Genomic DNA, 24,595 nt, shown 5'->3' on the forward strand with positions numbered 1-24,595 from the left:
CCTGTCGCTCGGCTAGGCTTCGTGGATGCGGCCGCCACTCGTGGGCGGCGGCGCGCCCTTCAGCACCATCGGCAGGCCGGCGACGATGAAGAACACATCGTCGCAGATTTCCGCCAGCCGCTGATGCGCCGAGCCGGCTAGATCGCGGAACATGCGCGCCATGGCATTGTCCGGCACGATCCCCAGCCCGACCTCGTTGGAAACCAGGATCACCTGCGTATCGGAAATTTCCTGCAGCGCCGCGACCAGCTCATCCACAGCATCAGCGACATTGCGGTCCGCGACCAGCAGGTTGGTGATCCACAGCGTCAGGCAGTCGACCAGAATCACGTCATGGGTTCTGGCGGCTTCGCGCAGCGCCGCACTCAGCGCCAGCGGCTCTTCCACGGTGTCGAAATGCGCCCCGCGCTGGTCCCGATGCGCCGCCACCCGCTCGCGCATTTCGTCGTCGAGCGCCTGCGCCGTCGCGAGATAGACGGCGCGCTTGCCCGCCCGTGTCGCCAGCTTCTCGGAAAAGCCCGTCTTGCCCGATCGGGCGCCGCCGAGCACCAGAACATGTCCCATTTCGGCCTCCTCACCAGTCCACCACATTTTCGGCCTAGCACCGAATGCCGCCTGAGTCTTGACGTCGGCGGTCTGGCGACCCATCCCTGGGCCTGAAGCGCGCTTATAGGACTTTCGGCTGATGCGCTTTGCCTTTATGGTCCGGCCGGGTTCCGGACCCGCGCGCGGGTCCCAATGCTGCGGGAGCGCAAGTTTGCCAAAATACTATCTCGGTGTGGACGGTGGCGGCACCAACTGCCGGATTCGCCTGGCCGATGAAAACCTCGTGACGCTGGCCGAGGCCGGCGGTGGTCCGTCCAACCTGCAGCTGCAGGGCGGCGAGCCGGCCTATCAGTCGATCATCGCCGGTATCGAGTCGGTGTTCAGCCAGCTCGGCGGCGACGCGGCTGCGGCCAAGGCCCAGACCAGCGCCTGCTTCTGCATGGCCGGTGGCCGCCTGCCGTCCGATCGCGACGAGTTCCAGCGCCGCGCCTGGCCGCTCGCCAATGTGCGGGTCTATGACGATATTGATGCCGCCCATGCCGGCGCCCTGGCGGGTGAAGAAGGCGCGGTGATCATCGCCGGCACCGGGTCTGCCGCTCTAGCCGTGGTCGATGGCAAGCGCCATCAGGCCGGCGGCTGGGGCTTCCACATCGGCGACCAGATGTCCGCCGCAATTCTCGGTCGCGAACTCGTGCGCCGCACGGTCGAGGCCGTCGACGGGCTAGTGTCCGGCTCGCCGCTCACCGATGCGCTGCTCGAAAGCCTCGGCGGCGATCTGAACGGTGTCATGGCCTGGTCCTTCCCCGAATATTTCGTGACCGATGAGGCAGGGGGCAAAAGCGCCGGCGCGGTGGCCGTCGACCCTGTCACGACCGGTGGCCATACCTATGACGGCTTCACCGTCACCCGGGCGCCGACCGAATGGGGGCGCTTTGCCCGCATGATCTTCGAATATTACGAAAAGAACGACCCGGTGGCTGTCGAGCTGGTCGAACTCGAGCTCAGCTACGTCGACACCTATGTGCGCTGGTTCAAGGCGCGTGGCGCCCAGCGCATGGCTGCCACCGGCGGCCTGGGTGAACGTCTTTACCCCATCCTCAAAGAGCGCTACGGCGAGTTCATCGTTCCTCCCCAGGGCGACAATCTCAGTGGTGCAGTCATCCTCGCGCGGCAGAATTTCTCGCCGGCGTGACGCCTACGACAGGAGCCAGACCGCAGTGTCCAGCCGTATTATCCCCGTCCAGCCTTTCGATTATGTCGTGTTCGGTGCCACCGGTGACCTTACCAAGCGCAAGCTGGTGCCGGCGCTTTACCACCGCTTTGTCGACGGTCAGTTCGACGAGCAGAGCCACATCATCGGTGTCTCCCGTACCCAGCTGAGCGACGAGGAGTTCCGCACCCTGGTGCGCGACTCGATCAAGCAGTTCGTCGAAAAGGAATATCAGGACAAAGCGACCATCGACCGCTTCGTCTCGATCTGCTCCTACGTCGCCAATGACGTGTCGAACTCGGAGAACTGGGCCGATCTCGGCAAGGTGCTGCGCGACAGCCCCAAGGTCATCCGCGCCTTCTATCTGGCCATTGCGCCGGACCTGTTCGGCCCGACCTGCGACTTCATTTCCAAAAAGAAGCTCTATCGCCGCGACGCCCGCGTCGTGATCGAAAAGCCCCTCGGGCACGACCTCGAGTCCTCGATCGCCATCAACGACGAAGTGTCGAAGATCTTCAAGGAAGATCAGGTCTACCGGATCGACCACTATCTCGGCAAAGAGACGGTGCAGAACCTGTTGGCCCTGCGCTTCGGCAATATCCTGTTCGAGCCGATCTGGAACTCGGCCCATATCGACCACGTGCAGATCACCGTGGCCGAAAGCGTCGGCGCCGGCACCCGCGGCTATTACGATGAATCCGGCGCGCTGCGCGACATGGTGCAGAACCACATCATCCAGCTGCTCTGCCTCGTCGCGATGGAGCCGCCGGCCTCGGACGACGCCAATGCGCTGCGCGACGAAAAGCTGAAAGTGCTGCGCTCGCTGAAGCCGATCATCGGCAGCGAAGTCGCCAAGACCACCGTGCGCGGCCAGTATCGCGGCGGTTCGGTCGACGGCAATGCGGTCGCCGCCTACCAGGAGGAGCTGCCCGAGGAAAAGCAGGGCTCGCGCACCGAGACCTTCGTCGCCATCAAGGCCGAGATCGAGAACTGGCGCTGGGCCAATGTGCCGTTCTATATCCGCACCGGCAAACGCCTGCCGACGCGCGCCTCCGAGATCGTCATCCAGTTCCGCAACATCCCGCATTCGATGTTCGATCATGCCGAGGGCGCCCCGTCCGCCAACCGGCTGGTCATCCGCATCCAGCCCGATGAAGGCGTGAAGCTGTTCCTGATGATCAAGGATCCGGGGCCGGGCGGCATGCGCCTGCGCGAAGTGCCGCTGAACCTGTCGTTCGCCGACACTTTCACCGAGCGCACGCCCGAAGCCTACGAACGCCTGCTGCTGGACGTCATCCGTGGCCAGCAGACCCTGTTCATGCGCCGCGACGAACTGGAAGCCGCCTGGGCCTGGGTCGATCCGATCCGCGATGCCTGGGATGCGGCCTCCGATGCGCCGCAGAACTATATGGCCGGTACCTGGGGCCCCACCGCCTCGATCGCCCTGATCGAGCGCGATGGCCGCACCTGGCACGAGGATTCCAATTGATGAGCGAGGCTGCACAGTGACAGCGACCCGCCGCAGTTTCGGCACCCGTGAAGATCTCGCCCTCGCCCTTGCAGAGGCGGCAGCCGAGCATCTGAAAAACGGTATTGAGTCCAATGGCGTCGGCACCATTGCCGTTTCCGGTGGCTCGACCCCCAAGCGCTTCTTTGCCGCCCTGGGGCGCCGCAAGGATGTCGACTGGACCAAGGTGCGGGTGACACTGGTCGACGAGCGCTGGGTCCCCGAGACCTCGGATCGCTCGAATGCCCTGCTTGTCAACGAGCGCCTGTTGCAGGGGCCGGCGGCATCTGCCGGCTTCGTGCCGCTTTATTCAGGTGGCGACGAACCGGACGCGGCTGCCCTGTCGCGCACCACCGAAGCCCTGTCCGGACTGCCCGATCGGTTCGATTGCGTCATTCTGGGCATGGGCACCGATGGCCATACCGCCTCGTTCTTTCCGGGCGGCGACGCCCTCGACGAGGCGCTGACCGGCGAGGGGCCGGTGGTGGCCATTCATGCGCCGGGTGCTGGGGAGCCCCGGATCACGCTGACCCTGCCGCGCCTGCTGGCGACGGAAGGGCTCTATCTGCATATCGAGGGGGAGGACAAGGCCGAGACGCTGGATCGCGCCATCGCCGACGGTCCCGTTGCGGACATGCCGGTGCGGGCGGTTCTGCGCCAGAGCCAGACACCACTGACCATTTTCTGGAGCCCGTGACCGCTCAGGTTGCCGGCCCTCTCGAAGGAGTATGACCATGTCGCCGCTCAAGGCCATTCAGGACGTGACCGATCGCATTGCGGCGCGCAGTGCCACGACGCGTCGCGACTATCTCGACCGGCTCGATTTCGCCCGCAGCCAGGGCGTTCACCGCTCGGCGCTGGCCTGTGGCAATCTCGCCCACGGCTTTGCCGCCTGCGCCCCCTCCGACAAGGCGAAACTCGCCGGTGACAAGGCGCTGAACCTCGGCATCGTCACCTCCTACAACGACATGCTGAGCGCCCATCAGCCCTATGAGACCTATCCCGCGCTGATCCGCGAGGCGGCCCGCTCGATCGGCGCCACCGCCCAGGTCGCCGGCGGCGTGCCCGCCATGTGCGACGGCGTCACCCAGGGCCAGCCGGGCATGGACCTTTCCCTGTTCAGCCGCGACATCATCGCCATGGCGACCGCCGTCGCGCTGAGCCACAACATGTTCGATGCCGCCGTCTACATGGGCATCTGCGACAAGATCGTCCCCGGCCTGATGGTCGGCGCCCTGACCTTCGGCCACCTGCCGGCCGTCTTCATTCCCGCCGGTCCGATGCCCACCGGCATTTCCAACGACGAGAAGGCCAAGGTCCGCCAGCTCTATGCCGAGGGCAAGGTCGGCCGCGCCGAGCTGCTGGAATCCGAAGCCAAGTCCTATCATTCGCCCGGCACCTGCACCTTCTACGGCACGGCGAACTCCAACCAGATGCTGATGGAGATCATGGGCCTGCACCTGCCGGGCGCCAGCTTCGTCAATCCCAATACGCCGCTGCGCGACGCGCTGACCCGCGAAGCCGCGGTGCGTGCGCTGTCGCTGACCGACCAGGGCAACAACTACACCCCGATCGGGCACGTCATCGACGCCAAGGCGATCGTCAACGGCATGGTGGGCCTGCTGACGACCGGCGGTTCGACCAATCACACCATGCACATCATCGCCATTGCCGCTGCCGCCGGGCTGCAGGTGACCTGGGAGGACATGTCCGACCTGTCGCAGGCCGTGCCGCTGCTGGCGCGCGTCTATCCCAACGGCATGGCCGACGTGAACCATTTCCACGCCGCCGGCGGCATGGGCTTCCTGATCCGCGAACTGCTCGAGGCCGGCTATCTGCACGAGGACGTCAAAACCGTCTGGGGCGATGGCCTTGCGGGCTACACCGTCGAGGCCAAGCTGATCGAGGACAAGCTCAGCTTCGAGCCGTCGCCGGAAGTCTCCGGCAACCCGCGCGTCCTGACCACCGCCAAAGAGCCGTTCTCGGCCAATGGCGGGCTCAAGGTGCTCTCGGGCAATCTGGGCAAGTCGGTCATCAAGGTCTCGGCCGTGAAGCCGGAAAACCGCGTCGTCGAGGCGCCCGCCCGCGTCTTCCACACCCAGGAAGGCATGCAGGCGGCGTTCAAAAATGGTGAGCTGACCGGCGATGTCGTCGCCGTGGTGCGCTTCCAGGGCCCCAAGGCTGTCGGCATGCCCGAACTGCACAAGCTCACCCCGCAGCTCGGTATCCTGCAGGATCGCGGGCACAGGGTGGCGCTGATCACCGACGGCCGCATGTCGGGCGCCTCGGGCAAGATCCCGGCGGCGATCCACATGACGCCCGAAGCCACCGACGGCGGCGCCATCGCCAAGATCCGCGACGGCGACATGATCCGCCTCGATGCCAATGAGGGCACGCTCACTTTCATTGGCGACGAGCGCGAGTTCTTCTCGCGCACCCCGGCCACCGAAGACCTGCGCTCGTCGCATTTCGGCATGGGCCGCGAACTCTTCGCCGGCTTCCGGGCCCTGGTCGGCACCGCCGACAAGGGCGCCAGCGTCTTCGGCTGAGCCTCGGCGATACCCCAAAGAAAACGCCCCCCGGCCGAAACCGGAGGGCGTCTCAGACACACGATCTGATGGCGCGATTTACATCGCGTTCATGCCACCGGCCGTGAACATCTTCACATAGGGAGCGTCCTCGGCGTTCAGCGCCGGGGTGTCGACGTCGGTCATGCCTTCGCCGAAGGAATATTCGCCGTCACCATCGGTGTCGTAATGCAGCATGGCGATGTAGTCCTCGCCATCGGCCAGCGGATAGTCGGCCGTGATTTCGACGTCCATGGTCTCGCCAGCCTCGACATAGGTATGGCCGATGGAGGCCGGGACAACCGGATTGCCGTCAAGCACGGCGTGCAGCACGACGAAGCCCGGCTTGTCGATCAGCACGGAGGGGATGGTGACATCCGCACCATCGACCGCGACGTCGTCGATCGCGATGTTCAGGTGGTCGGCCAGCGCAGGGGCTGCAGCGAACGTGGCACCGATAAGGGCGATAGCAGCAAGTTTCTTCATGTTTGTTCTCCTCGTTCTTCTTGCGTGCGCATAGATGAAATGCGCCTGACTGCGCATGGGCTTGCGCAGGTCTCGCAGAAGAGACGGTTGAACTCGCTTGAAGGTTTCCGGAAATTCTGTATCGGCGTGCACAATGAGTTGAGTGGCGCGCGAGTGATCGTTTTTCGCGCTCGATACGTTCACGGCGCCGGCACGAAACATCATTGACGAACATCGAAAGACTGGAGCGCGCCGGCCTTAGTCCGCCACGCCGGGCCAGGGCAGCACGGTCAGCTCAGGCCAGAGTTCGAGCGCACGCTGCGCCTTGGCCTCATAGGCCGGCTGGTTCGGCAGCACCGGGTTGGGGACCACACGGAAGGAGAACAGATCGTCCAGCCCGAAGGGCGCGATAATCTCCATCCTGCCGTCCTGGGTCAGCCGCGCCGCCACCGCATGGGCGCGCGCCGCATAGCGATCGAGCATGTCGGACGAACTGGTGAGCGGTGCGAACTCCGTGACGCCGAACTTTTCGGGAAACCACAGATGTACCCGAGCCTGATTGCGCACCTGCACCGGCAGGGGCAGATCGGCAAAGCGCCGCTCCAGCCGGCGGATCACCCGGTCTTCCGCTTCCCAGCTCAGGTCGTCCACGTCGAAATAGAAGATGTCGATGTCATTGATGCCGTTCAGCGCCGGCCGACTGGTCAGCCGGTTCCAGGCCAGATTGTAGATCGCCCCGGCAACCATCTGATGGTCCGGCAGGTCCATCTCCGAGAGGCCTTCGAGCACGCGCATCAGCACGTCCGACTCGCGAATGAAACCTTCAAGCGCCAGCGCCTGTTCGTTGTGGGGCCGTCCGGCCAGCCTGAGATGATCTGTCATAGTGGTTCTAGGCTGACGCGATTCTCGCCCCGCGCGATAGCCGCTATGCGCATGCGCGCTGTCGCGTTAGGGCTTGAGCTGATTGATGCGAATCGAAAGGGTCACTCATGCACGCTGCGCTCCGGATCCTCGTGGTGTCCTGCACCCTGCTCGTGGCGGCCTGCAGCGGTCTGTCGCTGGACGGCAAGACGCCCCGCAGCCTCGATTTTCTCAACAATGACGTCTCAGGGCTGCTGCTGGCCTTCGATCTGCCCGCGGCGCTCGAACCGGTGGATGGCGAATCCATCCTGCGGCTCGATCTGGTCAGCCCCGATGCCGGTGAGCGTCACATCGCGGCCGTGCTGGTGCCGGCGACGTCCGGTGAACTGGCCGGCACCCTGCCGGCCCCGGCCGATCAGCGCAGCTATTATCTGTTCCAGCTGAGCGCTGACGATCAGGCCCAGATTGCCGAGGCCCAGGCCTGGGGGCGCAGCCTGCCGCAGGGTTCGGTCCGGCTCGATGCGTCGCTGTCGCCGCGGCTCTGCCGGATCGGCGAGATCGACCCCGACAAATTGCGGATTTCGGTCCTGGCGACGCTGCCAGGCGCTGCCTCCGGTCTGTCGCCACTGATCGCCAATCAGCCACTGCGCGAACTGCTGAAGGCGGATGCGACCAGCAACGTGCCGCGCTGCGCGGGACATTCGGGCTAGCTCAGAACCCGCCGCCAGTCTTGAAGCCGCCGCTCCTGCGGCTGCCTGAGGACCCGCTGCGCGGCCGCGAGAACCCGCCACCGGACCCACCACGCGAGCCGCCCCTGAAGCCGCCGCCGGTCGGCAACCGGCCCCAGCTGCCGCTGAACCCGCCGCCACGACGCGAGCTGCCGCCGCCAAAGCTGGAATCGGGCCACTGGAAGCCGCCGCCGGGGCTGCCGCCGCCGCGCCGGCCGTTCCAGTGCTGGCTCTGCCGCCAGCGGCCCCAATAGTCCGCTGCGCTGATGCCACCGCGCAGGAACTCGTTCAGCATGTCGCCGACGAGATTGTCCTCGCCGAAACTCGACTGCGGCGTGTCATAGCCCTGCTTCTTGAACTCGTACTGGATGTCCTCGAGTTCGCGGCGGCGGGCGGCCAGCGTCTTGAGGCGCGAACGGTGTTCGCGGCTGTCTTCTTCTTCCTCGTGCTGGCGCTGGCGCACCTCGTCGATCTGCTTGACGATCGTGTCGTCCTGGCCGGTCTGGGTGCGCCGCGCATCGTCGAGCAGGGAGCGGATATCCTCACGCCCCAGCGCTTCGGCCAGCCCGCTGACCGCCGAGCCGAACGCCGGGTCGCTGCCTTCGGCCAGATCGCGCTGCTGGTTGGTCAGCGCGTCGCGCGTATCCTCCAGCGTCACCATTTCTTGGTCGATCGCCGCCATGCGCGCTTCGACGTCTTCGAGCGCGTCACGTACCGGGCGTCCGCCGGCCGCATCCACCGCACTGCGTTCCAGTTCGTCCAGTTCCGCGAGGGCGGCTTCGGCCAGCGCCTGCTGGCGCTCGGCATGCTCGCGCAGCCGCAGCGGAATCTCGTTCAGCATGGCGAAATTCACCCGCGCCTCGGGATAGTTCACCAGCCCGGCGACCAGCGAGTCCAGATAGGCGATCAGGTTGTTGTGCCGATAGGTCTTGGTGCCATAGCCGCGATCCCACAGATACATGAACAGCGGGTCGTCGCGGTACGGCTTGCCCTTTTCCTCGCGGTCCTTTTCGGCCTGCTCGGTCTTGCTGAGGCTTTCGGCGGCCACCTGCACGAGCTCTTCGGCAGCCGCGCGCTTTTCGACATAGGCCGGATCTTTCGCCGCCTCCACCGCCGCTGCGTCGGCGAGCGTTTTCAGCCGGCCCTCGATCTCTTCAGCCTCGGCGACGCGCTGCACGCGCTCCTTGGCCAGCGCGGCGATCTGCTTGTCGACAGCCTTGAGATCCTTTTCCGCCTGCGCCAGCTCCTGCGCGTGCTGGCGCAGCAGGTCGCGGGCCTTCACCTCGGCCTGCGTCAGCCGTCCCGCCAATTCGTCCTGCGTGCCTGCCTCCAGCCGAATGCCCGCCAGCTGCCGGAACAGCTCGCTCTCGGTTTCGCGCAGCTTGCCCACCAGTTCGGCGCTGCGCGCCAGCCGTTTGGCAATCTGGTCTTCCTCGCGGCGAATGTCGCGCAGCGCGTCGTCCAGCGATCGCAGGGCCTCGGGCCCGCTCAGGCTCATGGTGTCACCATCTCGTCACCGCGCCATCCAGCACCGGCATCATGTAGCGCGGGCGCAGATAGCCGAATTCCTTGAAACCCAGCAGGCTGGATTGCACGATCCCGTCGTCCCGCTTGTCGGCCTCGACGACGCGATAGGTGGTCTCGGGCACCCGCACACCCCATTTCTTGACCTGCTCGACCTCGCCGTTCTCCTCATTGGTCACCGGCAGCGTCAGCACCTTGCCATCGGGGTCCATTGGCTCGACGACGACATAGTAATTGGTGGCCGCCGTATTGATCTCCGGGAAGGTCCAGAAACCCGATCGCTCGTTCGGGCGGCTGACGATGCGCAGCTGGTATTCCTGCCGCAACTGGTCGCGCAGCGCCGTGAGATCGGTGACGGCCTTTTCGGCCCCGGCGCGATTGCCCTCTTCGGCCGCCGTCTTGCCGCGCGCGATCAGCGCGTCCGCTTCGGTTACCGCTTCCTGCACCTTGGTCTCTTCGAAGATCGTCTGGTACAGCGCATCCATCTTCGCCGGCAGGCCTTCGCTCAGCTCGATCCGCGCGTTTTCGCGCTGCGCATTCTGATAGGGCTGCCAGGCAAGGAAATAGCCGCCAAAACCGACCACCAGGACCAGCAGCAGCGCGATCACCGCCGGGCCCCAGCGCTTGCGCGACACATAAATGCCCGCCAGCGTCCGGCCAAAACTCGGCTTGGGTGGCGTGTAGGTGAACCGACTCTCGTCGAGCGCCTTGACGCCCTCGCGGATCACCGAGTCCGGCACCTCGATGCCCTGGTTGTGGTAGATGTCGCGCAGCTTGTCGATCAGCCGCTGCTCGCGCGTCGTCGCGTCCAGCTCCCGCTCGACAAGATCCTGCCGGTGGCGCAGCGTGTCCACCACGTCCATCGCCATCATGACATCGTCGAGCGGTGCCGTCTCCGCCTTGGCCGTCGTCGCACTCATGGGTGGCTGCGAACTCTAGCGGCCTCCGTCAATTCGCCTTGGTCTCGAGCAACAGCGCATTGCCCTCGGCCGCCAGTTGCGCCAGACGGCGCTTGCCGTCTTCCACTGCATCGCGGATTTCGGCGGAATTGCGGGTCGACTGCTCGCGCATCTCTGCAATGATCGTCCGCGATTTTTCCTGGAACGACACGACGGAGTCGACGAGCTTTTTCACCGCATCGGCGCGGATCGTCGGGCCATAACCGGCCTTCACTGCCGCTTCGCCCACCTGATCTCCGATCTCGCTCAGCGTCTCGAGGCTTTTGGACATCCCTTCCTTCATCGCATTCAGCGTTTCGGTGGATTCGTGCAGCCCGAACATCCCGGTGAACGAGGCGCTCAGCGCCGTGAACACCGTCTCGTTCGTCGAAAAGAAGCTGATTGCCTGCTGATAGACCCGCTCTTTTGCATTGGTCGTCTGCATCAGCCGCGCCATCACCACTTCCGAAGTGGAATAGGAGATGGTCAGGTTGTCGCTGAGATCCTTGGCGATCTGGTAGCGGCGCTCTTCGTTCTGCAGGTCGCGCAGTTTTTCGTCGCGCTCCATTTCCAGCTTGGCCCGCTCGGCGGGCGTGCCGCCGGAGAAGGTGCTCAGCGTTTCGCTCGCCTGAGTCAGAATGGCCTTTTTCTCGTCCAGCTTGGCCGACGCGATTTCCAGCAGCTCCAGCGCCATCACCTCGGCCTGCTTCAGCGCGCCACGGAAATCGCGATAGGCCTCGAGAATCGTGTGCTCGCGGTCGATCTGGTCCTTGGTGTCCTTCGAAACGTCGAGATAGGTCTCGCGGATCGAGTTGAAGCGGCTGGCGATGTCGCCGCGCGTCACCTTCATCCATACGTTCGAGGCGCGCTCGATCAGGTCCAGCTTGCCGTCGTCGAGTTGGTCCACCATGCCCTTGGCATCGTCACGGATCGAATTGAACTGCTCGGTGATCGCATTGTAGCGCTCGCCGACATTCATTGCCGCGACCTGGCTGCGCACCACCTCGTTGAAGGCGCTCGCCTGGGTCAGCGTGCGGCCGATCAGGATCACCTTGGTTTCATCCAGCCCGGTAATCTCGTTCAATAGCGCCGTGATGGGCTGCTCGCCGGCCTGTTCGGGCCAGATGCCGAGCTCCTTGATCGCGCCCATCGCCTTGTCGAGATACTGCAGCGGCTTATCCATGAGTTCAGTGGCCATTTGGACGCTTTTTCCCTCTGTGGTTGGTCACCTGGAGCCGCATGATTCCCGCTGCTCTTCGGTGTGACAATTCTCATGCGCACTCTGCGCACCCATTTTGGGCAATATGGTGCGAAAAAGCCTCAGGAAAATAGCGCTGGCCCATGATTGTCGGAACTGTTGCCCGGCTGCCGCGCTTGCCTGCGAGGCGCAGGGCCGATAGCAGGGCCGATAGTCGGCAGGGTACGAGGGAGACCGGGACATGGAATTTGGCGGCAGGTATCACTTTTCGGCGCCGCGCGACGTGGTCTGGGCGGGCCTCAACGACGCTGCAGTGCTCAAGGCTGCGATCCCCGGCTGTCACCGCATCGAATGGGTCGGCGACGACTCGCTGGTGTGCGAGATCAAGGTCAACCTCGGTCTGATGCATCCGGTGTTCAAGGGCGATCTCGAGCTGCGCAATGTCGTACCGGCTGTCAGCTACACGCTCGCCGGCCGCGCGCGGGGCGGGCTGCTGGGCAAGGCCGAGGCCGCCGCCGATATCGCGCTCGCCGATTCGGATGGCGGCACCGAACTGGTCTTCACCGCGGCCGGCGGCGCCGATGGCGGCATCATGAAGCTCGGCAAGCAGCTGATCGGCTCCAGCGCGCAAAAGGTTATCGACGGTTTTTTCGAGCGCGTCGGCGACGCCATGGGCGTTGAGGTGACGCCGCTGGAACGCTGAGCCAGGCGATCTGGTCCTGTCTGCGCCTCGCGCGCCGCGCGATCGGCCCGCATCAGGTGACAAGCTGTTACTGACATTCGGGGCGATTCCCGCAGAAATTTTCCCATCTGGTCAAATTTCAGGTGAACTTCCTCTTGCCGTTCGCGAAATTGCGGGCTTCTATTCGTCCCAACGCGGACGGTTCGTCAGGCGGCGTCTCGCCGTTGCCATTCGCGAAACAGGGAGAATGTTCTCATGACTTCATTCAAAAAGCACCTTGGTGCTCTCGCAGCCGGCGTTGCCGTTGCCGCGCTCGCAACCGGTGCAGCCCTTGCCGATCCCGCAATCATCTATGATGGCGGCGGCAAGTTCGACGGTTCCTTCAACGAAGCCGCCTATAACGGCGCCGAGATGTACAAGGCCGAGACCGGCGGCAACTACGGCGAACTCGAAATCACCGACGACGCGCAGCGCGAGCAGTATCTGCGCCAGTTCGCCGAGCGTGGTTACAGCCCCATCATCACCCCGGGCTACAACTTCGCCACCGCGCTGACCAAGGTCGCGCCGGAATTCCCCGATACCCACTTCGTCATCATCGACGACGCCAGTGTCGATCTGCCGAACGTGCGCTCGGTGACCTTCAAGGAACAGGAAGGCTCCTACCTCGTCGGCCTGCTCGCCGGCATGAAGTCGGAAACCGGCAAGATCGGCGTCATCCCCGCCTTCAATCTCGACCTGCTCGAAGCCTTCGCCTGTGGCTACAAGCAGGGCGCCGTTGCGGCCAACCCCGACATCGAGGTGCTGGAGAACTACATCTCCACCGGCTTTGACGGCTTCAACGACAAGCCCAAGGCGATCGAAGTTGCCCGCGCGCAGCTCGATCAGGGCGCCGACGTGCTCTACCAGGTTGCTGGTGGCGCAGGCATGGGCGTGCTGCAGGCCGCTGCCGACGCTGGCAAGTACGGCATTGGTGTCGACTCCAACCAGAACGGCACCTTCCCCGGCAATGTGCTGACCTCGATGGTCAAGCGCGTCGACGTCGCCACCTATGACGCCATGATGGCTGAAATGAACGGCGACTGGACCGCCGGCCACATCATCCTCGGCCTGTCCGAAGATGGCGTTGGCGCCGCCTTCGACGACTACAATGCCGATCTCGTCACTGACGAAATGAAGGCTGCGGTCGAAAAGGCTTCCGCCGACATCATCGCCGGCGACATCATGGTCCACGACTACCGTACCGATCAGAACTGCCCGGTTTGATGACCAGCGGTTTCATTCCGGCATGGTAACTCCAGTCGAAAATTCGCAGCGGCCCTCCGGGGCCGCTGCTGATGATCTCGCCATCGAGCTGATTGGCATCAACAAGAGCTTTGGCCCGGTCCACGCCAATCGTGACATCAATCTGAAGATCAAGCGCGGCACCATCCACGGCATCGTGGGTGAGAACGGCGCCGGCAAATCGACGCTGATGTCGATCCTCTATGGCTTCTATACCGCCGATTCCGGCGAGATTCGCGTCAATGGCAAGCGCGTCGAGATCGCTGATTCCGGCCATGCCCTCGAACTCGGCATCGGCATGGTGCACCAGCATTTCATGCTGGTCGACAATTTCACCGTCCTCGACAACGTCGTGCTCGGCGCCGAGGATTCCGCGCTGCTCGGCCGCACGCTGTCCCGCGCCCGCGGTGAACTCGACCGGCTCGAGCGCGAATATGGCCTCGAGGTCGATCCCGACGCGATCATCGAAAACATCTCGGTCGGCCAACAGCAGCGCGTCGAAATCCTCAAGGCGCTCTATCGCGGCGCCGACATTCTCATTCTTGACGAGCCCACGGGCGTTCTGACGCCCAACGAGGCGGACGATCTGTTCCGCATCCTCGATGTGCTGCGCGAGCAGGGCAAGACCATCATCCTCATCACCCACAAGCTGCGCGAGATCATGGCCGCCACCGATTCGGTCTCGGTCATGCGCCAGGGCACCATGGTGGCGACGCTGGAAACCAGCGAGACCGACCCCGAACAGCTCGCCGAGCTGATGGTCGGCCGCCGCGTGCTGCTCGAGGTCGAAAAGGGTCCCGCCACGCCGGGCGAAGTGCTGCTCGAGGTTGAAGATCTCACCGTCACCGACGATCTCGGCGTGCCCCGCGTGCGCGATGTCAGTTTCTCCGTGCGCGCCGGCGAAATCGTCGGCATTGCGGGCGTCGCCGGCAACGGCCAGTCCGAGCTGCTCGAATCCATCACCGGCATGCGTGACCAGAAGTCAGGCACCGTGAAGCTCAAGGGCACGCCGCTGTCGCTCGATGGCGACGACGGCGCCCGCCGGGCGCGCGAAGCCGGCCTTGCCCACGTGCCCGAAGACCGGCTGCGCATGGGCCTCGTGCCCACTTTCGAGGAATGGGAGAACTCCATCCTCGGCTATCAGGATCAGGACCAGTACGGGCGCGGCATGCTTGATATTGCTGCCGCCCGCGCCCAGGCCGGCGAGCGCATGAAGGCCTATGATATCCGCCCGCCCAATGTCCGCCTCAAGACGGCAAATTTCTCCGGCGGCAACCAGCAAAAAATCGTCCTGGCCCGCGAGATGGAATCCGACCCCGACGTGCTGATCGTCGGCCAGCCGACGCGCGGCGTCGACATCGGCGCCATCGAATTCATCCACAATCAGATCATCAAGATGCGCGACGCCGGCAAGGCGATTCTGCTGGTATCGGTCGAGCTCGATGAAATCCGCTCGCTCAGCGACCGCATCCTGGTGATGTTCGACGGCGAGATCGTCGGCGAGGCCGATCCGGAAACCGTCGACGAACGCGCCCTAGGCCTGCTGATGGCCGGCGTAAAATCCGGCGACAAGACCGAAGCGCCCGATGTCGGTCCCGGCACCTTGCCCGAGCATGTCTCGGAAAAAGACCGCGATCTGACCGTACGCGGCGTCAACAATCCGCCGACCGAAGGAGCGTCCTGACCATGCGCGGCGAACTTCCCCGCTGGGCCGAGGTTGCCCTGCTGCCGGTGCTCAACGTCTTTCTGGCTTTCCTGATCGGCGGCGTCATCGTGTTGTCGGTCGGGCAGAACCCGCTGCAGGCCGTCTGGGTCATTCTGTATGGCGCCTTCGGCAATGGCTCCGGTTTCGGCTACACGCTTTACTACACCACCAACTTCATCTTCGCCGGCCTCGCCGTGTCGATCGCCTATCATGCCGGCCTGTTCAACATCGGCGTCGAAGGCCAGTCCTATGTGGCGGGCCTCGGCGTCATTCTCATGGGGCTGGCGCTCAACGGCACGCATTGGCTGATCATGCTGCCGCTGATGCTGATCGCCGGCGGGATTTTCGGCGCCATCTGGGCCGCCATTCCCGGCTATCTGCAGGCCAAGCGCGGCAGCCACGTCGTCATCACGACGATCATGTTCAACTTCATCGCCATCTCGCTGATGTCATATGTGATTTCGCGACTTCTGAAGCCCGATGGCGTGCAGTCCGATGAAAGCGCGCCGCTCGAGGCGATCACCCGGGTGCCGCAACTCGGCGATTTCATCCCGATGTTCAAGAACTCGCCGGCAAATCTGACGATCTTTATCGCGCTGATCACGCTGGGCCTGGTCTACCTGCTGCTGTGGCACACCAAGTTCGGCTATGCGCTGCGCACCATCGGACAGAACCCGACGGCGGCCCGCTATGGCGGCATCTCCAATGAAAAGATGATCATCATGGCCATGGCTCTGTCCGGCGCCGTCGCCGGTCTCGTCGCGCTCAACAATGTCGGTGGCGTGCAGGGCCGGCTGATCATGAACTTCGTCAACGGCGCCGGCTTCGTCGGCATCGCTGTCGCCTTCATGGGCAAGGGCCATCCGGTGGGTGTCGGCCTGTCCGCGCTGCTCTTCGGCACGCTCTATCAGGGCGGGCAGGAACTGGCCTTCTCCATGCCTGGGGTGACCAAGGAAATGATCCTCACCATCCAGGCGCTGGTCATCCTGTTCACCGGCGCCATGGGTGACATGCTGCGCGGTCCGGTCTCACGACTGTTTCCCAGACGCGCCGAAGGGGGCAGCTGATGGATCTCATCGACATCAATGTGCTCAATTCCACCGTGCGCCTGGCGGTGCCGGTGTTGCTGGCCTGTCTGGCGGGCCTGTATTCCGAGCGCTCCGGCATCATCGACATCGGGCTCGAAGGCAAGCTGCTGGCATCGGCCTTTGCCGCGGCCGCCGTCGCCTATCTGACCGCTTCGGCCTGGATCGGCATTCTCGCCGGCATCGGCGCGGCGATGATGTTTTCAGCCATCCACGGCCTCGCCTCGATCACCTTCAAGGGCAATCAGACGATCTCCGGTGTGGCGCTCAACTTCCTCGCCGCTGGTCTCACCACCTATCTGGGGCAGAGCTGGTTCCGCCGCGGCGGGCAGACCCCTAACCTGCCGGCCGGTGGCCGCTTCCGCCCCATCGAGCTGCCCTTCGCCAAGGAAGTGCAGGATGTTCCGATCATCGGCCAAATCTATTCCGGGCTGATTTCGGGCCACAATCTCATCACCTATTTCGCTTTCATCGCCGTGCCGGTGACCGCCTGGGTGCTGTTCCGCACCCGTTTCGGGCTGCGGCTCCGGGCCGTGGGCGAGAACCCCAAGGCCATCGACACCGCCGGCATCTCGGTGACATGGATGCGCTATAAGGCGCTGGTCATCACCTCGGTACTGGTCGGCATCGGCGGCTCCTACCTGTCGATCGCGCAGACCTCGGGCTTCATCAACAACATGTCCGCCGGGCGTGGCTATCTGGCGCTCGCGGCGCTGATCTTCGCCAAGTGGAAGCCCTGGCCGGCGCTCTTCGTCTGCCTGCTCTTCGGTTATCTCGATGCGGTGCAGCTGCGTTTCCAGGGTATCGAGTTCCCGGTCATCGGCGAGATCCCGGTGCAGGCGATCCAGGCGCTGCCCTATATTCTCACCGTGGTGCTGCTCGCCGGCTTCATTGGCCGCGCCGTGGCGCCCAAGGCCGCTGGCATTCCCTACACCAAGGAACGCTAGTCGTGGCCCACGCCCGTGATGCAGAACTGCTCGCCGCCGCCGAGGAAGTGCGCGCCAGGGCCTATGCGCCCTATTCGAACTTCCAGGTCGGCACCGCCATCCTGGCAGACGACGGCAAGATCTATGCCGGCTGCAATGTCGAAAACGCCGCCTATCCGGTCGGCAATTGTGCCGAGCCCTCGGCTATTGCCGCCATGCTGGCGGGGGGCGGAAAGCGCATCCGGCGGGTCTATACGACCGGCCCCGGCACCATGCCGGTGACGCCCTGCGGCGGCTGCCGCCAGCGCATCCGCGAGTTCGCCGACCCCGATGTGGTGATCGTCTCGCATGGCATCGATGGCGAGCCGCTCGAGCAGACTCTCGAACAGTTATTGCCGCACTCTTTCGGTCCGGAGTATTTGGGCCGATAATGGCCCCACGCTGAGAACCGGGCCAACCGGTTTCGACAAGGAGGCCATCATGACCCTGCGCGTCGTCGATCCGCCCAAGGACTCGTCCAAGGGGCACGCGCCTGCATCGCCTGCCGGTGACGTCACGCACCGCCGCAGTCCCGGCTTCCCGCTCGATCTCGATTGGGTCGGACGCGTGCGCATGAACCGTTCGGCGCTCGAACGCCGCGCCTCCAGCATGCCGTCCCGCCGCTCGGTGAAAAAGGACTGGCAACTGGCCTGGCTGCTGCGCGCCATCACCTTCATCGACCTGACGACGCTCAATTCCGACGATACGCCCGGCCGCGTCGAGCGGCTCTGCGCCAAGGCCCGTCATCCGCTGCGCCAGGACATTCTCGAAGGCCTCGGCGCCACTGATCTGCCGATCCGCCCCGGCGCGGTCTGCGTCTATCACAGCTTCGTCGAAACCGCCGTCGCGGCGCTCGAGGGCACCGGCATTCCGGTCGCCGCCGTCTCCACCGCGTTTCCGCACGGCCTCGCGCCGGTCGAAACCAAGATCGCCGAAATCGAAGCCTCGGTGAAAGCCGGCGCGAAGGAGATCGACATCGTCATCGAGCGCCAGATGGTGCTCAACGGCGACTGGCAGGCGCTCTACGATCAGGTCAAAGCCTTCCGCAAGGCCTGCGGCGACGCTCATATCAAGACCATTCTCGGCACGGGCGAGTTGGCGACGCTGAACAATGTCGCCAAGGCCTCGCTGGTCTGCATGCTGGCTGGCGCCGATTTCATCAAGACCTCGACCGGCAAGGAAAAGGTCAACGCCAACCTGCCGACCTCGCTGGCGATGATCCGCATGATCCGCTGGTTCCACGAGGAAACCGGCATCGAGGTCGGCTACAAGCCGGCCGGTGGCATTTCGACGGCCAAGGTGGCGCTCGACTACATGGCGCTGATGAAAGAAGAGCTCGGCACGCACTGGCTGCAGCCGCACCTGTTCCGCTTCGGCGCCAGTTCGCTGCTGACCGACATCGAGCGCCAGCTCGAACACGGTCTCACCGGCCACTACGCGGCGGACTATCGCCAGCCTATGGTGTGATCTGCCCGCCCTCCTGCTTCGACAGGCTCAGTAGGAGGGCGTCACACGGCATGGGGTCAACGGACCTCATCCTGAGCTTGTCGAAGGACGAGGTCCGGCCACGGACATCGCTGGAGTGACCCAATGAACAAGATCGCTGACATCTTCACCTCCCTCGAATATGGCCCCGCGCCCGAAAGCGCCGATCTCGCGCTCGCCTGGATCGATAGTCATGACGGCAGGTTCGGGCATTTCATCGATGGCAAATGGACCAAGCCGGGGAAGGGCTTCGCGACGGACAATCCGGCCACCGGCAAGAAACTCGCCGATCTGACCAATGGCAGCCAGTCCGATGTCGATGCGGCGGTGAAGGCCGCCCGCGGCGCCTTCCCGAAATGGTCGGCGCTTTCGGGCTATGCGCGCGCCAAATATCTTTATGCCATCGCCCGGCTGGTGCAGAAGCACTCGCGGCTCTTCGCCGTGCTCGAAAGCTTGGACAACGGCAAGCCGATCCGCGAGAGCCGCGACGTCGATATCCCGTTGGTGGCGCGGCATTTCTACCATCACGCCGGCTGGGCGCAGCATCTTGAGCGCGGGTTCCCGGGTCACGTCCCCTATGGCGTCTGCGGCCAGGTGATCCCCTGGAATTTCCCGCTGCTGATGCTCGCCTGGAAGATTGCGCCGGCGCTGGCCGCGGGCAACACGGTGGTGCTGAAGCCCGCCGAATTCACGTCATTGACCGCGCTGCTCTTTGCCGAAATCTGTGACAAGGCCGGGCTGCCCAAGGGCGTCGTCAATATCGTCACCGGCGAGGGCGAAACCGGCGCCGCCATCACCGAGCACAAGGATGTCGACAAGGTCGCCTTTACCGGCTCCACCGAGGTGGGCAAGATCATCCGCGCCGCGACGGCCGGCTCGGGCAAGGGCATCAGCCTCGAGCTCGGCGGCAAGTCGCCCTATATCGTTTTCGACGATGCCGATCTCGACAGCGCCATCGAAGGCCTCGTCGATGCCATCTGGTTCAATCAGGGCCAGGTCTGCTGCGCCGGCTCGCGGCTCCTGGTGCAGGAATCGATCGAAACCCGTTTCCTCGACAAGTTGAAAAAGCGCATGGCAACGCTGCGTGTCGGCGATCCGCTCGACAAGGCGGTGGACATTGGCGCGCTCGTTGCCCCGGTGCAGGTCGCCCGCGTCACCGAACTGGTCAAGCAAGGCGTCGCCGAAGGCGGCACGCTCTATGAACCCGATGTCGACCTGCCGAAATCCGGCTGCTTCCTGCGCCCGGCGCTGATCACCAATGTGTCGCCCGCCAATACCGTGGCGTCCGAGGAGATCTTCGGGCCGGTGCTGGTCGAAATGAGCTTCCGCACGCCCGAGGAGGCGGTGGCGCTGGCCAACAACACGCGCTACGGGCTCGCCGCGACGGTCTGGACCGAGAACGTCAATCTCGCGCTCGACATCGCGCCCAAGCTCAAGGCCGGCGTGGTCTGGGTCAATGGCACCAACAATTTCGATGCTGCTGTCGGCTTCGGTGGCTACAAGGAATCCGGCTTTGGCCGCGAGGGCGGCAAGGAAGGCATGGGCGCCTATCTGAAGCCCGCCTGGGAAAAGGCGCTCAAGCCCGCCCCGGCAGCAAAGGCGGTCGCCGCCAAGCCGAAAAACCCCCTCGACGGCGATGCCGGCATCGACCGAACGGCGAAAATGTATATCGGCGGCAAGCAGGCGCGCCCAGACAGCGGCTATTCGCGGCCCGTCCTCGGCCCCGATGGCAGCCTCGTCGGGGAGGTGGGCGACGGCAACCGCAAGGATATCCGCAACGCCGTCGAGGCCGCGCGCGCCGCCGCCGGCTGGGCCACCACCACGGCGCACAACCGCGCCCAGGTGCTCTACTATCTCGCCGAAAACCTCGACTACCGCGCCGCCGAGTTCGCCGCCCGCATCAAGGCGCAGACCGGTGAAGACGGCACTGCCGAAGTCGCCGCCAGCGTCGAACGGCTTTTTGCCTTTGCCGGCTGGGCCGACAAATATGACGGCATGGTCCATAATCCGCCCAGCCGCACCGTGGCCGTCGCCATGGTCGAGCCGCTCGGCGTCATGGGTATTCTCGCGCCGCCCTCGCGCCCGCTGCTCGGCTCCATCGCGCTCATCGCACCGGCACTCGCCATGGGCAACACGGTGGTGCTGGTGCCGTCCGAGCGCGCGCCGCTGTCGGTCACCGACCTCTACCAGGTGCTCGAAACCTCGGACGTGCCCGCGGGCGTTCTCAATATCGTCACCGGCGACACCGCGACGCTGGCGAAAACTCTCGCCGAGCACGATGGCGTCGATGCCGTCTGGGCCGCCGCCAATGCCGAGATTTCGACGATGGTCGAGAAGGCCTCGGCGGGCAACGTCAAGCAGACCTGGACCAGCCGCGGGCTCTATTACGATCTCGCCGACAAGGCGCTGTTCGAGGGCGACTATTTCCTCCGCCGCGCCACCCAGATCAAGAACGTCTGGGTGCCTTACGGGGCGTAGTCAGGAAAAGGCCGGAGGGCGGGGATTTCAGTCACCTCGTCCATCGTCACATTGGTAAAGCGAGGACCATCGCCATGAAACGCCTGATCGCCACCGCCTTGCTCCTGGCGCTGACCTCCACCACGGCCATCGCGCAGACCCGTTCCTGCGACGTCGGTGCCGACGTCGAGCTAAGCTCTGACGACGAGGCCCGTTTTGCCAATTTCTTCGCTTCGCGGTCCAAAGGTCTGGCGGAAGCCCTCACGGCCGACAGTGCCGAGGACCGACGACTGGTCTCCGGGCTGATGGCCCCCGACCGCGCCGTTGCCGAGGGGCTCCCGGACGGGGCCTATCGCTGCCGCACCATCAAGCTCGGTGGCCTTTTGCCGCTGACCCCCTACGGCTGGTTCGCCTGCACAATCGGCGAGGGCGGCACGACGATCGAAAAGACCTCCGGCTCGCAGCGCTTTTCCGGCGCACTCTATCCGGCCGATGGCGCGCTGGCCTATGTCGGTGCCAGCCACTATGCCGACGAAGCGCCGCGCGCCTATGGCGATGACCCGGAGCGTGACCAGATCGGCTGCCTCTACGGCGTCGCCGGCGACACGCCGCGCTACGTGCTCGAACTGCCCAGCCCGCACTTCGAATCCGTGCACGATCTGATCGTCCTCGAACCGGCGGAGTGAGGGCCCTGGGAGGGGCTAGACCCCCTCCGTCACCCGACCGCTCCGCGCAAATGCCACGATGTCGGCGAAGTCGAGGTGATCGCCGGCATCCTGCCCGTAGTGGCAGCGGACCAGCCGGCCCGCTTCGTCGATCAGGAAATCGGCCGGCATCTGGTGCATCGGCCCCGAGATCCAGCCCGGCCAGAACCCTGCTTTCGCCGCATCCACGACCTTCCCGAGCTTCGTCGCCGCGACGAAGAAGCCGCGCCAGCTCGGCTCCACGCCCCAGCGCTTGTAGTGCAGCTGTTTAGGGTCCGGCACGAAGGGGAAGGGCGCATCCTGCCGCCCGACATAGCGGGCGATCTCCGCGGCCGGCGATTGCACCACGCCGATCACCCTCAGCCCGTCCCCCGCCAGCGCCGGATACTGCCTGATCAGCGCATTGACCCGCAGGTTGCACAGCGGGCACGAGGCATAGCGGTAAAAGCTCAGCAACACCCGCTGTCCGCGCAGCGCCTTGAGCGACACCGGCGCGCCGAAATGATCCACGGTTTCGAACGCCGGTGCCATCTGGCCTTCTCTGAGCTTGCCCATCGCCCCGGCCCTCACAGCGCCGCCGCGGGCAATTTTTGCGCCAAAGCCGGCGAGGCGAAGCCCATGGCCCGACGCTCCGCCACCGATGCGGCGACGGCCGTCCGCCAGTCGTCGCGCGGCACGTACCCCAGCACCGTCTCGGCGTGGGTGATCGGCGTGTTCCAGTCCTCGCTCACATGCACCAGTGAGCGGGTGAGAAAGGGCGGGTTGAAGGGCAGGGCCTCCATCAGCGCGCCGAAGGCATAGCCCGCGGGGTAGGGCGCCGAAAACAGCGGCAAGGGCTTGCCGGCTGCCTGCGCGATGGCGGTGATCACCTCACGTGAACTGGGCATCTGGCCGCTGTGCACATTGAAGCTTTCATAAGCCGCGATCCCGTCCACCGTCGCCGCGAGAGCAAATGCCTCGCCCATGTCACCGGCCGTGGCCATCGGCATCCGCGCTGTGCCGCGGCCGAGCCAGGGGACCATTCGCGTGCCAAGCCGCGGGATCAGCGCCGGCACGACGCCGAGGCTGTTGCCCGGCCCGACGAAATGGCCGAGCCGCATCGTCACCATGCGGGTCGCCGCCGTCGCCAGTCTGCGCATCTCGGTGTCGAGGTCGATCAACAGGTCGAGATGCGGCCAGAACCCCACCTTGTGCGTCGGGCTGAAATCATCGACCGGACCGCCATCGGCCGGCCGTTCGCCGATCGCCACCGTCGAGGCGAGGAGAAAGCGCTTCACGCCCGCCGCGATGGCGCGCTGCATCAGGTCGCGCGCCGGTTCGTAGAACAGCGCGCGCTCTGCCTCGGCATGGCCGTAAAAGGCGCCCCAGGTGCCTGCATGGGCGATCGCGTCGCCGGCCTGGGCCAGTTCCTGCCGGTACCCCGCATCGGTCAGGTCGCCGGCCAGCACCTTGCCGGAGAACCCCGCGGGGAGCTTGCCCGGTGTACGGCAGGCTGCGATCACCTCGATATCACGTGTCGCGAGCGCCCTCAGAATGCCCTTGCCCAGAAATCCTGTCGCGCCGGTCACCACCACCCGCCGGATGGCGGGGTCCATCTGTCTGCTCATGCATCTTCTCCTGAAATTTCAGCCTGTTCCGGCGCGAGTGCGTCGATCCGCGCCTCGATCTCGGTCACCGCTTCGCGCACGTGCAGCGTGTCGCCGGTCGCATGCGCCATCATCGCCGCGCCCTCGAGCCCGCGCAGCATCCGCCGCGCCTCGGCCTGTGCCGCGTCCTTAGCGAGACCCAGCGCGGCAAACTGCGTTGCGGCCCAGCCGGTGAGTTCGACCAGCACCTGACCGGCTCGGGTCTCTGTCGGCTCGGCCAGCTTTCCGGTCTGCGCCAGCAGCGTGCCGACCGGGCAGCCATAGCGGGCCAGTTGCCCTTCGAGCGCGATCGACATCCGGGCAAAACCTTTGAGCGCTGCGGCAGGCGATCCCGCCGCGTCCCAATCCGCCTTGCGGTCCAGAAACTGCCCGGAGAGATCGGTCGCAACGGCCTCGGCCACGTCGTCCCGCGTCTTGAAATAGTAGTAGAGGCTACCGAGCGGCATCTCTGCCGCCGCCGCCACATTGGCCAGCGTCAACCGCTCCAGCCCCTGCTCATAGGCCATCTGCACCGCTGCCGCCCTGAGCCGCTCACCCTTGTTCGCCCGCATCTGCCTTCTCCACCATCAATATTGAGTAAGAATTCTTACTTGTTTGGCGAAATGTCAAGTCTCGTCGGTGCGGAGTGGGCTTGGGCGGCGCTCATAGCGGCGCGGGTATCGGCCTTCGGCCACGCGTCACACTTGCCCCGATGGGTCTCCGGTGGTTCAGTGCGGCGGGAGAGGGGAGCCGTGTATGTCCGAGACCATCGAAGTCGAGAACGTCACCCATCCGGGCAAGACCTACCGCGCCAATGCCGCCAAATACGCGGCCATGCGCGAAGCCATGCTGGCCGTCCTGCCGTCAGATGTGCCCGGCATGAAGGTTGCCGATGTCATCGCCGCCGTGAAGCCAAAATTGCCGGCAGAGCTGTTCCCCGGCGGCGAAAAGGCCGGCTGGTGGGTCAAATGCGTGCAGCTCGATCTCGAAGCGAAAAAACTCATTGCGCGGGCCGAAAAGCCGCCCGTCCGGCTCTATCGCCTGGCCGGGCACTGAACGAGA

General features: G+C 65.0%; 23 protein-coding genes and 1 pseudogene. 15 read left to right on the forward strand and 9 right to left on the reverse strand.

What is annotated here, in order from left to right; all coding sequences use genetic code 11:
- Positions 1-12: 12 nt before the first annotated feature.
- Entirely contained in the window at positions 13-564 is a 552-nt protein-coding gene (gene cobU, locus ACN0TK_RS16130) for a bifunctional adenosylcobinamide kinase/adenosylcobinamide-phosphate guanylyltransferase (RefSeq protein ID WP_417310557.1), read from the reverse strand.
- 193 nt (positions 565-757) lie between these two features.
- On the opposite strand from cobU, the gene ACN0TK_RS16135 reads away from it, so the two are divergent.
- Genes ACN0TK_RS16135 through edd form a run of 4 tightly spaced genes read left to right on the forward strand, consistent with a single transcriptional unit; the run spans position 758 to position 5,812 of the window.
- A complete protein-coding gene (locus ACN0TK_RS16135) occupies positions 758-1,738 on the forward strand; it encodes a BadF/BadG/BcrA/BcrD ATPase family protein (protein WP_417310558.1) in 981 nt (326 codons plus the stop codon).
- Positions 1,739-1,763: 25 nt separating this feature from the next.
- Positions 1,764-3,245, forward strand: a complete 1,482-nt coding sequence (zwf, locus tag ACN0TK_RS16140; protein WP_417310559.1) for a glucose-6-phosphate dehydrogenase — start codon at positions 1,764-1,766, stop codon at positions 3,243-3,245.
- Positions 3,246-3,261: 16 nt separating this feature from the next.
- The gene (gene pgl / locus ACN0TK_RS16145; RefSeq protein ID WP_417310560.1) at positions 3,262-3,960 is read left to right on the forward strand and encodes a 6-phosphogluconolactonase; all 699 of its coding nucleotides are present in this window, start codon (positions 3,262-3,264) and stop codon (positions 3,958-3,960) included.
- A 37-nt stretch (positions 3,961-3,997) separates the two neighbouring features.
- Complete coding sequence (gene edd / locus ACN0TK_RS16150; protein ID WP_417310561.1) at positions 3,998-5,812, forward strand: phosphogluconate dehydratase; 1,815 nt, start codon at positions 3,998-4,000, stop codon at positions 5,810-5,812.
- Between the two features lie 78 nt (positions 5,813-5,890).
- Here the strand turns inward: edd and ACN0TK_RS16155 are convergent, their stop codons facing one another.
- Together ACN0TK_RS16155 and ACN0TK_RS16160 are read right to left on the reverse strand one after the other, a co-directional pair.
- Positions 5,891-6,316: a hypothetical protein gene (locus ACN0TK_RS16155; protein ID WP_417310562.1), complete on the reverse strand. Its 426-nt coding sequence runs from the start codon at positions 6,314-6,316 to the stop codon at positions 5,891-5,893.
- A 237-nt stretch (positions 6,317-6,553) separates the two neighbouring features.
- Positions 6,554-7,177: a nucleotidyltransferase family protein gene (locus ACN0TK_RS16160; RefSeq protein WP_417310563.1), complete on the reverse strand. Its 624-nt coding sequence runs from the start codon at positions 7,175-7,177 to the stop codon at positions 6,554-6,556.
- A 107-nt stretch (positions 7,178-7,284) separates the two neighbouring features.
- Between ACN0TK_RS16160 and ACN0TK_RS16165 the strand changes: the two genes are divergently transcribed.
- Positions 7,285-7,866, forward strand: a complete 582-nt coding sequence (locus tag ACN0TK_RS16165; protein WP_417310564.1) for a hypothetical protein — start codon at positions 7,285-7,287, stop codon at positions 7,864-7,866.
- Position 7,867: 1 nt separating this feature from the next.
- Here ACN0TK_RS16165 and ACN0TK_RS16170 read toward each other — a convergent pair whose 3' ends face one another.
- Genes ACN0TK_RS16170 through ACN0TK_RS16180 form a run of 3 tightly spaced genes read right to left on the reverse strand, consistent with a single transcriptional unit; the run spans position 7,868 to position 11,544 of the window.
- Positions 7,868-9,382 carry a hypothetical protein gene (locus ACN0TK_RS16170; protein WP_417310565.1) on the reverse strand — a complete coding sequence of 505 codons (1,515 nt, stop codon included), beginning with the start codon at positions 9,380-9,382 and terminating at the stop codon, positions 7,868-7,870.
- 4 nt (positions 9,383-9,386) lie between these two features.
- On the reverse strand, positions 9,387-10,328 hold the full coding sequence (locus tag ACN0TK_RS16175; RefSeq protein WP_417310566.1) for a DUF6384 family protein: 942 nt from the start codon (positions 10,326-10,328) through the stop codon (positions 9,387-9,389).
- A 28-nt stretch (positions 10,329-10,356) separates the two neighbouring features.
- Positions 10,357-11,544 carry a cell surface protein gene (locus ACN0TK_RS16180; protein ID WP_417310567.1) on the reverse strand — a complete coding sequence of 396 codons (1,188 nt, stop codon included), beginning with the start codon at positions 11,542-11,544 and terminating at the stop codon, positions 10,357-10,359.
- Between the two features lie 241 nt (positions 11,545-11,785).
- Between ACN0TK_RS16180 and ACN0TK_RS16185 the strand changes: the two genes are divergently transcribed.
- The 9 genes and pseudogenes from ACN0TK_RS16185 (at position 11,786) to ACN0TK_RS16225 (ending at position 21,890) form a co-directional block, all read left to right on the forward strand.
- Complete coding sequence (locus ACN0TK_RS16185; RefSeq protein ID WP_417310568.1) at positions 11,786-12,247, forward strand: CoxG family protein; 462 nt, start codon at positions 11,786-11,788, stop codon at positions 12,245-12,247.
- Positions 12,248-12,481: 234 nt separating this feature from the next.
- Positions 12,482-13,489 carry a BMP family lipoprotein gene (locus ACN0TK_RS16190; RefSeq protein ID WP_417310569.1) on the forward strand — a complete coding sequence of 336 codons (1,008 nt, stop codon included), beginning with the start codon at positions 12,482-12,484 and terminating at the stop codon, positions 13,487-13,489.
- Positions 13,490-13,511: 22 nt separating this feature from the next.
- Positions 13,512-15,068: pseudogene (locus ACN0TK_RS16195) on the forward strand (ABC transporter ATP-binding protein); the annotation flags it as partial.
- A 125-nt stretch (positions 15,069-15,193) separates the two neighbouring features.
- Positions 15,194-16,279 carry an ABC transporter permease gene (locus tag ACN0TK_RS16200; protein WP_417310570.1) on the forward strand — a complete coding sequence of 362 codons (1,086 nt, stop codon included), beginning with the start codon at positions 15,194-15,196 and terminating at the stop codon, positions 16,277-16,279.
- Positions 16,279-17,244, forward strand: a complete 966-nt coding sequence (locus ACN0TK_RS16205) for an ABC transporter permease (RefSeq protein ID WP_417310571.1) — start codon at positions 16,279-16,281, stop codon at positions 17,242-17,244. The genes ACN0TK_RS16200 and ACN0TK_RS16205 overlap by 1 nt, the downstream gene beginning before the upstream one ends.
- A gap of 2 nt (positions 17,245-17,246) precedes the next feature.
- Entirely contained in the window at positions 17,247-17,654 is a 408-nt protein-coding gene (locus ACN0TK_RS16210; RefSeq protein ID WP_417310572.1) for a cytidine deaminase, read from the forward strand.
- 49 nt (positions 17,655-17,703) lie between these two features.
- Positions 17,704-18,729: a deoxyribose-phosphate aldolase gene (gene deoC, locus ACN0TK_RS16215; protein ID WP_417310573.1), complete on the forward strand. Its 1,026-nt coding sequence runs from the start codon at positions 17,704-17,706 to the stop codon at positions 18,727-18,729.
- A 123-nt stretch (positions 18,730-18,852) separates the two neighbouring features.
- The gene (locus tag ACN0TK_RS16220) at positions 18,853-21,225 is read left to right on the forward strand and encodes an aldehyde dehydrogenase family protein (protein ID WP_417310574.1); all 2,373 of its coding nucleotides are present in this window, start codon (positions 18,853-18,855) and stop codon (positions 21,223-21,225) included.
- A 74-nt stretch (positions 21,226-21,299) separates the two neighbouring features.
- Positions 21,300-21,890: a DUF4893 domain-containing protein gene (locus tag ACN0TK_RS16225; RefSeq protein WP_417310575.1), complete on the forward strand. Its 591-nt coding sequence runs from the start codon at positions 21,300-21,302 to the stop codon at positions 21,888-21,890.
- A 15-nt stretch (positions 21,891-21,905) separates the two neighbouring features.
- Here the strand turns inward: ACN0TK_RS16225 and ACN0TK_RS16230 are convergent, their stop codons facing one another.
- The 3 genes from ACN0TK_RS16230 to ACN0TK_RS16240 are packed head-to-tail and all read right to left on the reverse strand — an operon-like array spanning position 21,906 to position 24,105.
- Positions 21,906-22,463 (reverse strand): peroxiredoxin-like family protein, encoded by a 558-nt coding sequence (locus tag ACN0TK_RS16230; protein WP_417310576.1) that lies wholly within the window; start codon positions 22,461-22,463, stop codon positions 21,906-21,908.
- 11 nt (positions 22,464-22,474) lie between these two features.
- Positions 22,475-23,515: an NAD-dependent epimerase/dehydratase family protein gene (locus ACN0TK_RS16235; RefSeq protein ID WP_417310577.1), complete on the reverse strand. Its 1,041-nt coding sequence runs from the start codon at positions 23,513-23,515 to the stop codon at positions 22,475-22,477.
- The gene (locus ACN0TK_RS16240) at positions 23,512-24,105 is read right to left on the reverse strand and encodes a TetR/AcrR family transcriptional regulator (protein ID WP_417310578.1); all 594 of its coding nucleotides are present in this window, start codon (positions 24,103-24,105) and stop codon (positions 23,512-23,514) included. The genes ACN0TK_RS16235 and ACN0TK_RS16240 overlap by 4 nt, the downstream gene beginning before the upstream one ends.
- 184 nt (positions 24,106-24,289) lie before the next feature.
- Between ACN0TK_RS16240 and ACN0TK_RS16245 the strand changes: the two genes are divergently transcribed.
- A complete protein-coding gene (locus ACN0TK_RS16245; RefSeq protein ID WP_417310579.1) occupies positions 24,290-24,589 on the forward strand; it encodes a DUF6958 family protein in 300 nt (99 codons plus the stop codon).
- Positions 24,590-24,595 lie beyond the last annotated feature (6 nt).

It is taken from the genome of Devosia sp., assembly GCF_048261455.1.
GTDB lineage: Bacteria > Pseudomonadota > Alphaproteobacteria > Rhizobiales > Devosiaceae > Devosia_A.

Coding starts and splice junctions, on each gene's coding strand:
- cobU (WP_417310557.1), bottom strand. CDS start 564: ATGGGACATGTTCTGGTGCTCGGCGGCGCCCGATCGGGCAAGACGGGC.
- edd (WP_417310561.1), top strand. CDS start 3,998: ATGTCGCCGCTCAAGGCCATTCAGGACGTGACCGATCGCATTGCGGCG.
- ACN0TK_RS16155 (WP_417310562.1), bottom strand. CDS start 6,316: ATGAAGAAACTTGCTGCTATCGCCCTTATCGGTGCCACGTTCGCTGCA.
- ACN0TK_RS16160 (WP_417310563.1), bottom strand. CDS start 7,177: ATGACAGATCATCTCAGGCTGGCCGGACGGCCCCACAACGAACAGGCG.
- ACN0TK_RS16165 (WP_417310564.1), top strand. CDS start 7,285: ATGCACGCTGCGCTCCGGATCCTCGTGGTGTCCTGCACCCTGCTCGTG.
- ACN0TK_RS16170 (WP_417310565.1), bottom strand. CDS start 9,382: ATGAGCCTGAGCGGGCCCGAGGCCCTGCGATCGCTGGACGACGCGCTG.
- ACN0TK_RS16175 (WP_417310566.1), bottom strand. CDS start 10,328: ATGAGTGCGACGACGGCCAAGGCGGAGACGGCACCGCTCGACGATGTC.
- ACN0TK_RS16180 (WP_417310567.1), bottom strand. CDS start 11,544: ATGGCCACTGAACTCATGGATAAGCCGCTGCAGTATCTCGACAAGGCG.
- ACN0TK_RS16185 (WP_417310568.1), top strand. CDS start 11,786: ATGGAATTTGGCGGCAGGTATCACTTTTCGGCGCCGCGCGACGTGGTC.
- ACN0TK_RS16190 (WP_417310569.1), top strand. CDS start 12,482: ATGACTTCATTCAAAAAGCACCTTGGTGCTCTCGCAGCCGGCGTTGCC.
- ACN0TK_RS16200 (WP_417310570.1), top strand. CDS start 15,194: ATGCGCGGCGAACTTCCCCGCTGGGCCGAGGTTGCCCTGCTGCCGGTG.
- ACN0TK_RS16205 (WP_417310571.1), top strand. CDS start 16,279: ATGGATCTCATCGACATCAATGTGCTCAATTCCACCGTGCGCCTGGCG.
- deoC (WP_417310573.1), top strand. CDS start 17,704: ATGACCCTGCGCGTCGTCGATCCGCCCAAGGACTCGTCCAAGGGGCAC.
- ACN0TK_RS16220 (WP_417310574.1), top strand. CDS start 18,853: ATGAACAAGATCGCTGACATCTTCACCTCCCTCGAATATGGCCCCGCG.
- ACN0TK_RS16225 (WP_417310575.1), top strand. CDS start 21,300: ATGAAACGCCTGATCGCCACCGCCTTGCTCCTGGCGCTGACCTCCACC.
- ACN0TK_RS16230 (WP_417310576.1), bottom strand. CDS start 22,463: ATGGGCAAGCTCAGAGAAGGCCAGATGGCACCGGCGTTCGAAACCGTG.
- ACN0TK_RS16235 (WP_417310577.1), bottom strand. CDS start 23,515: ATGAGCAGACAGATGGACCCCGCCATCCGGCGGGTGGTGGTGACCGGC.
- ACN0TK_RS16240 (WP_417310578.1), bottom strand. CDS start 24,105: ATGCGGGCGAACAAGGGTGAGCGGCTCAGGGCGGCAGCGGTGCAGATG.
- ACN0TK_RS16245 (WP_417310579.1), top strand. CDS start 24,290: ATGTCCGAGACCATCGAAGTCGAGAACGTCACCCATCCGGGCAAGACC.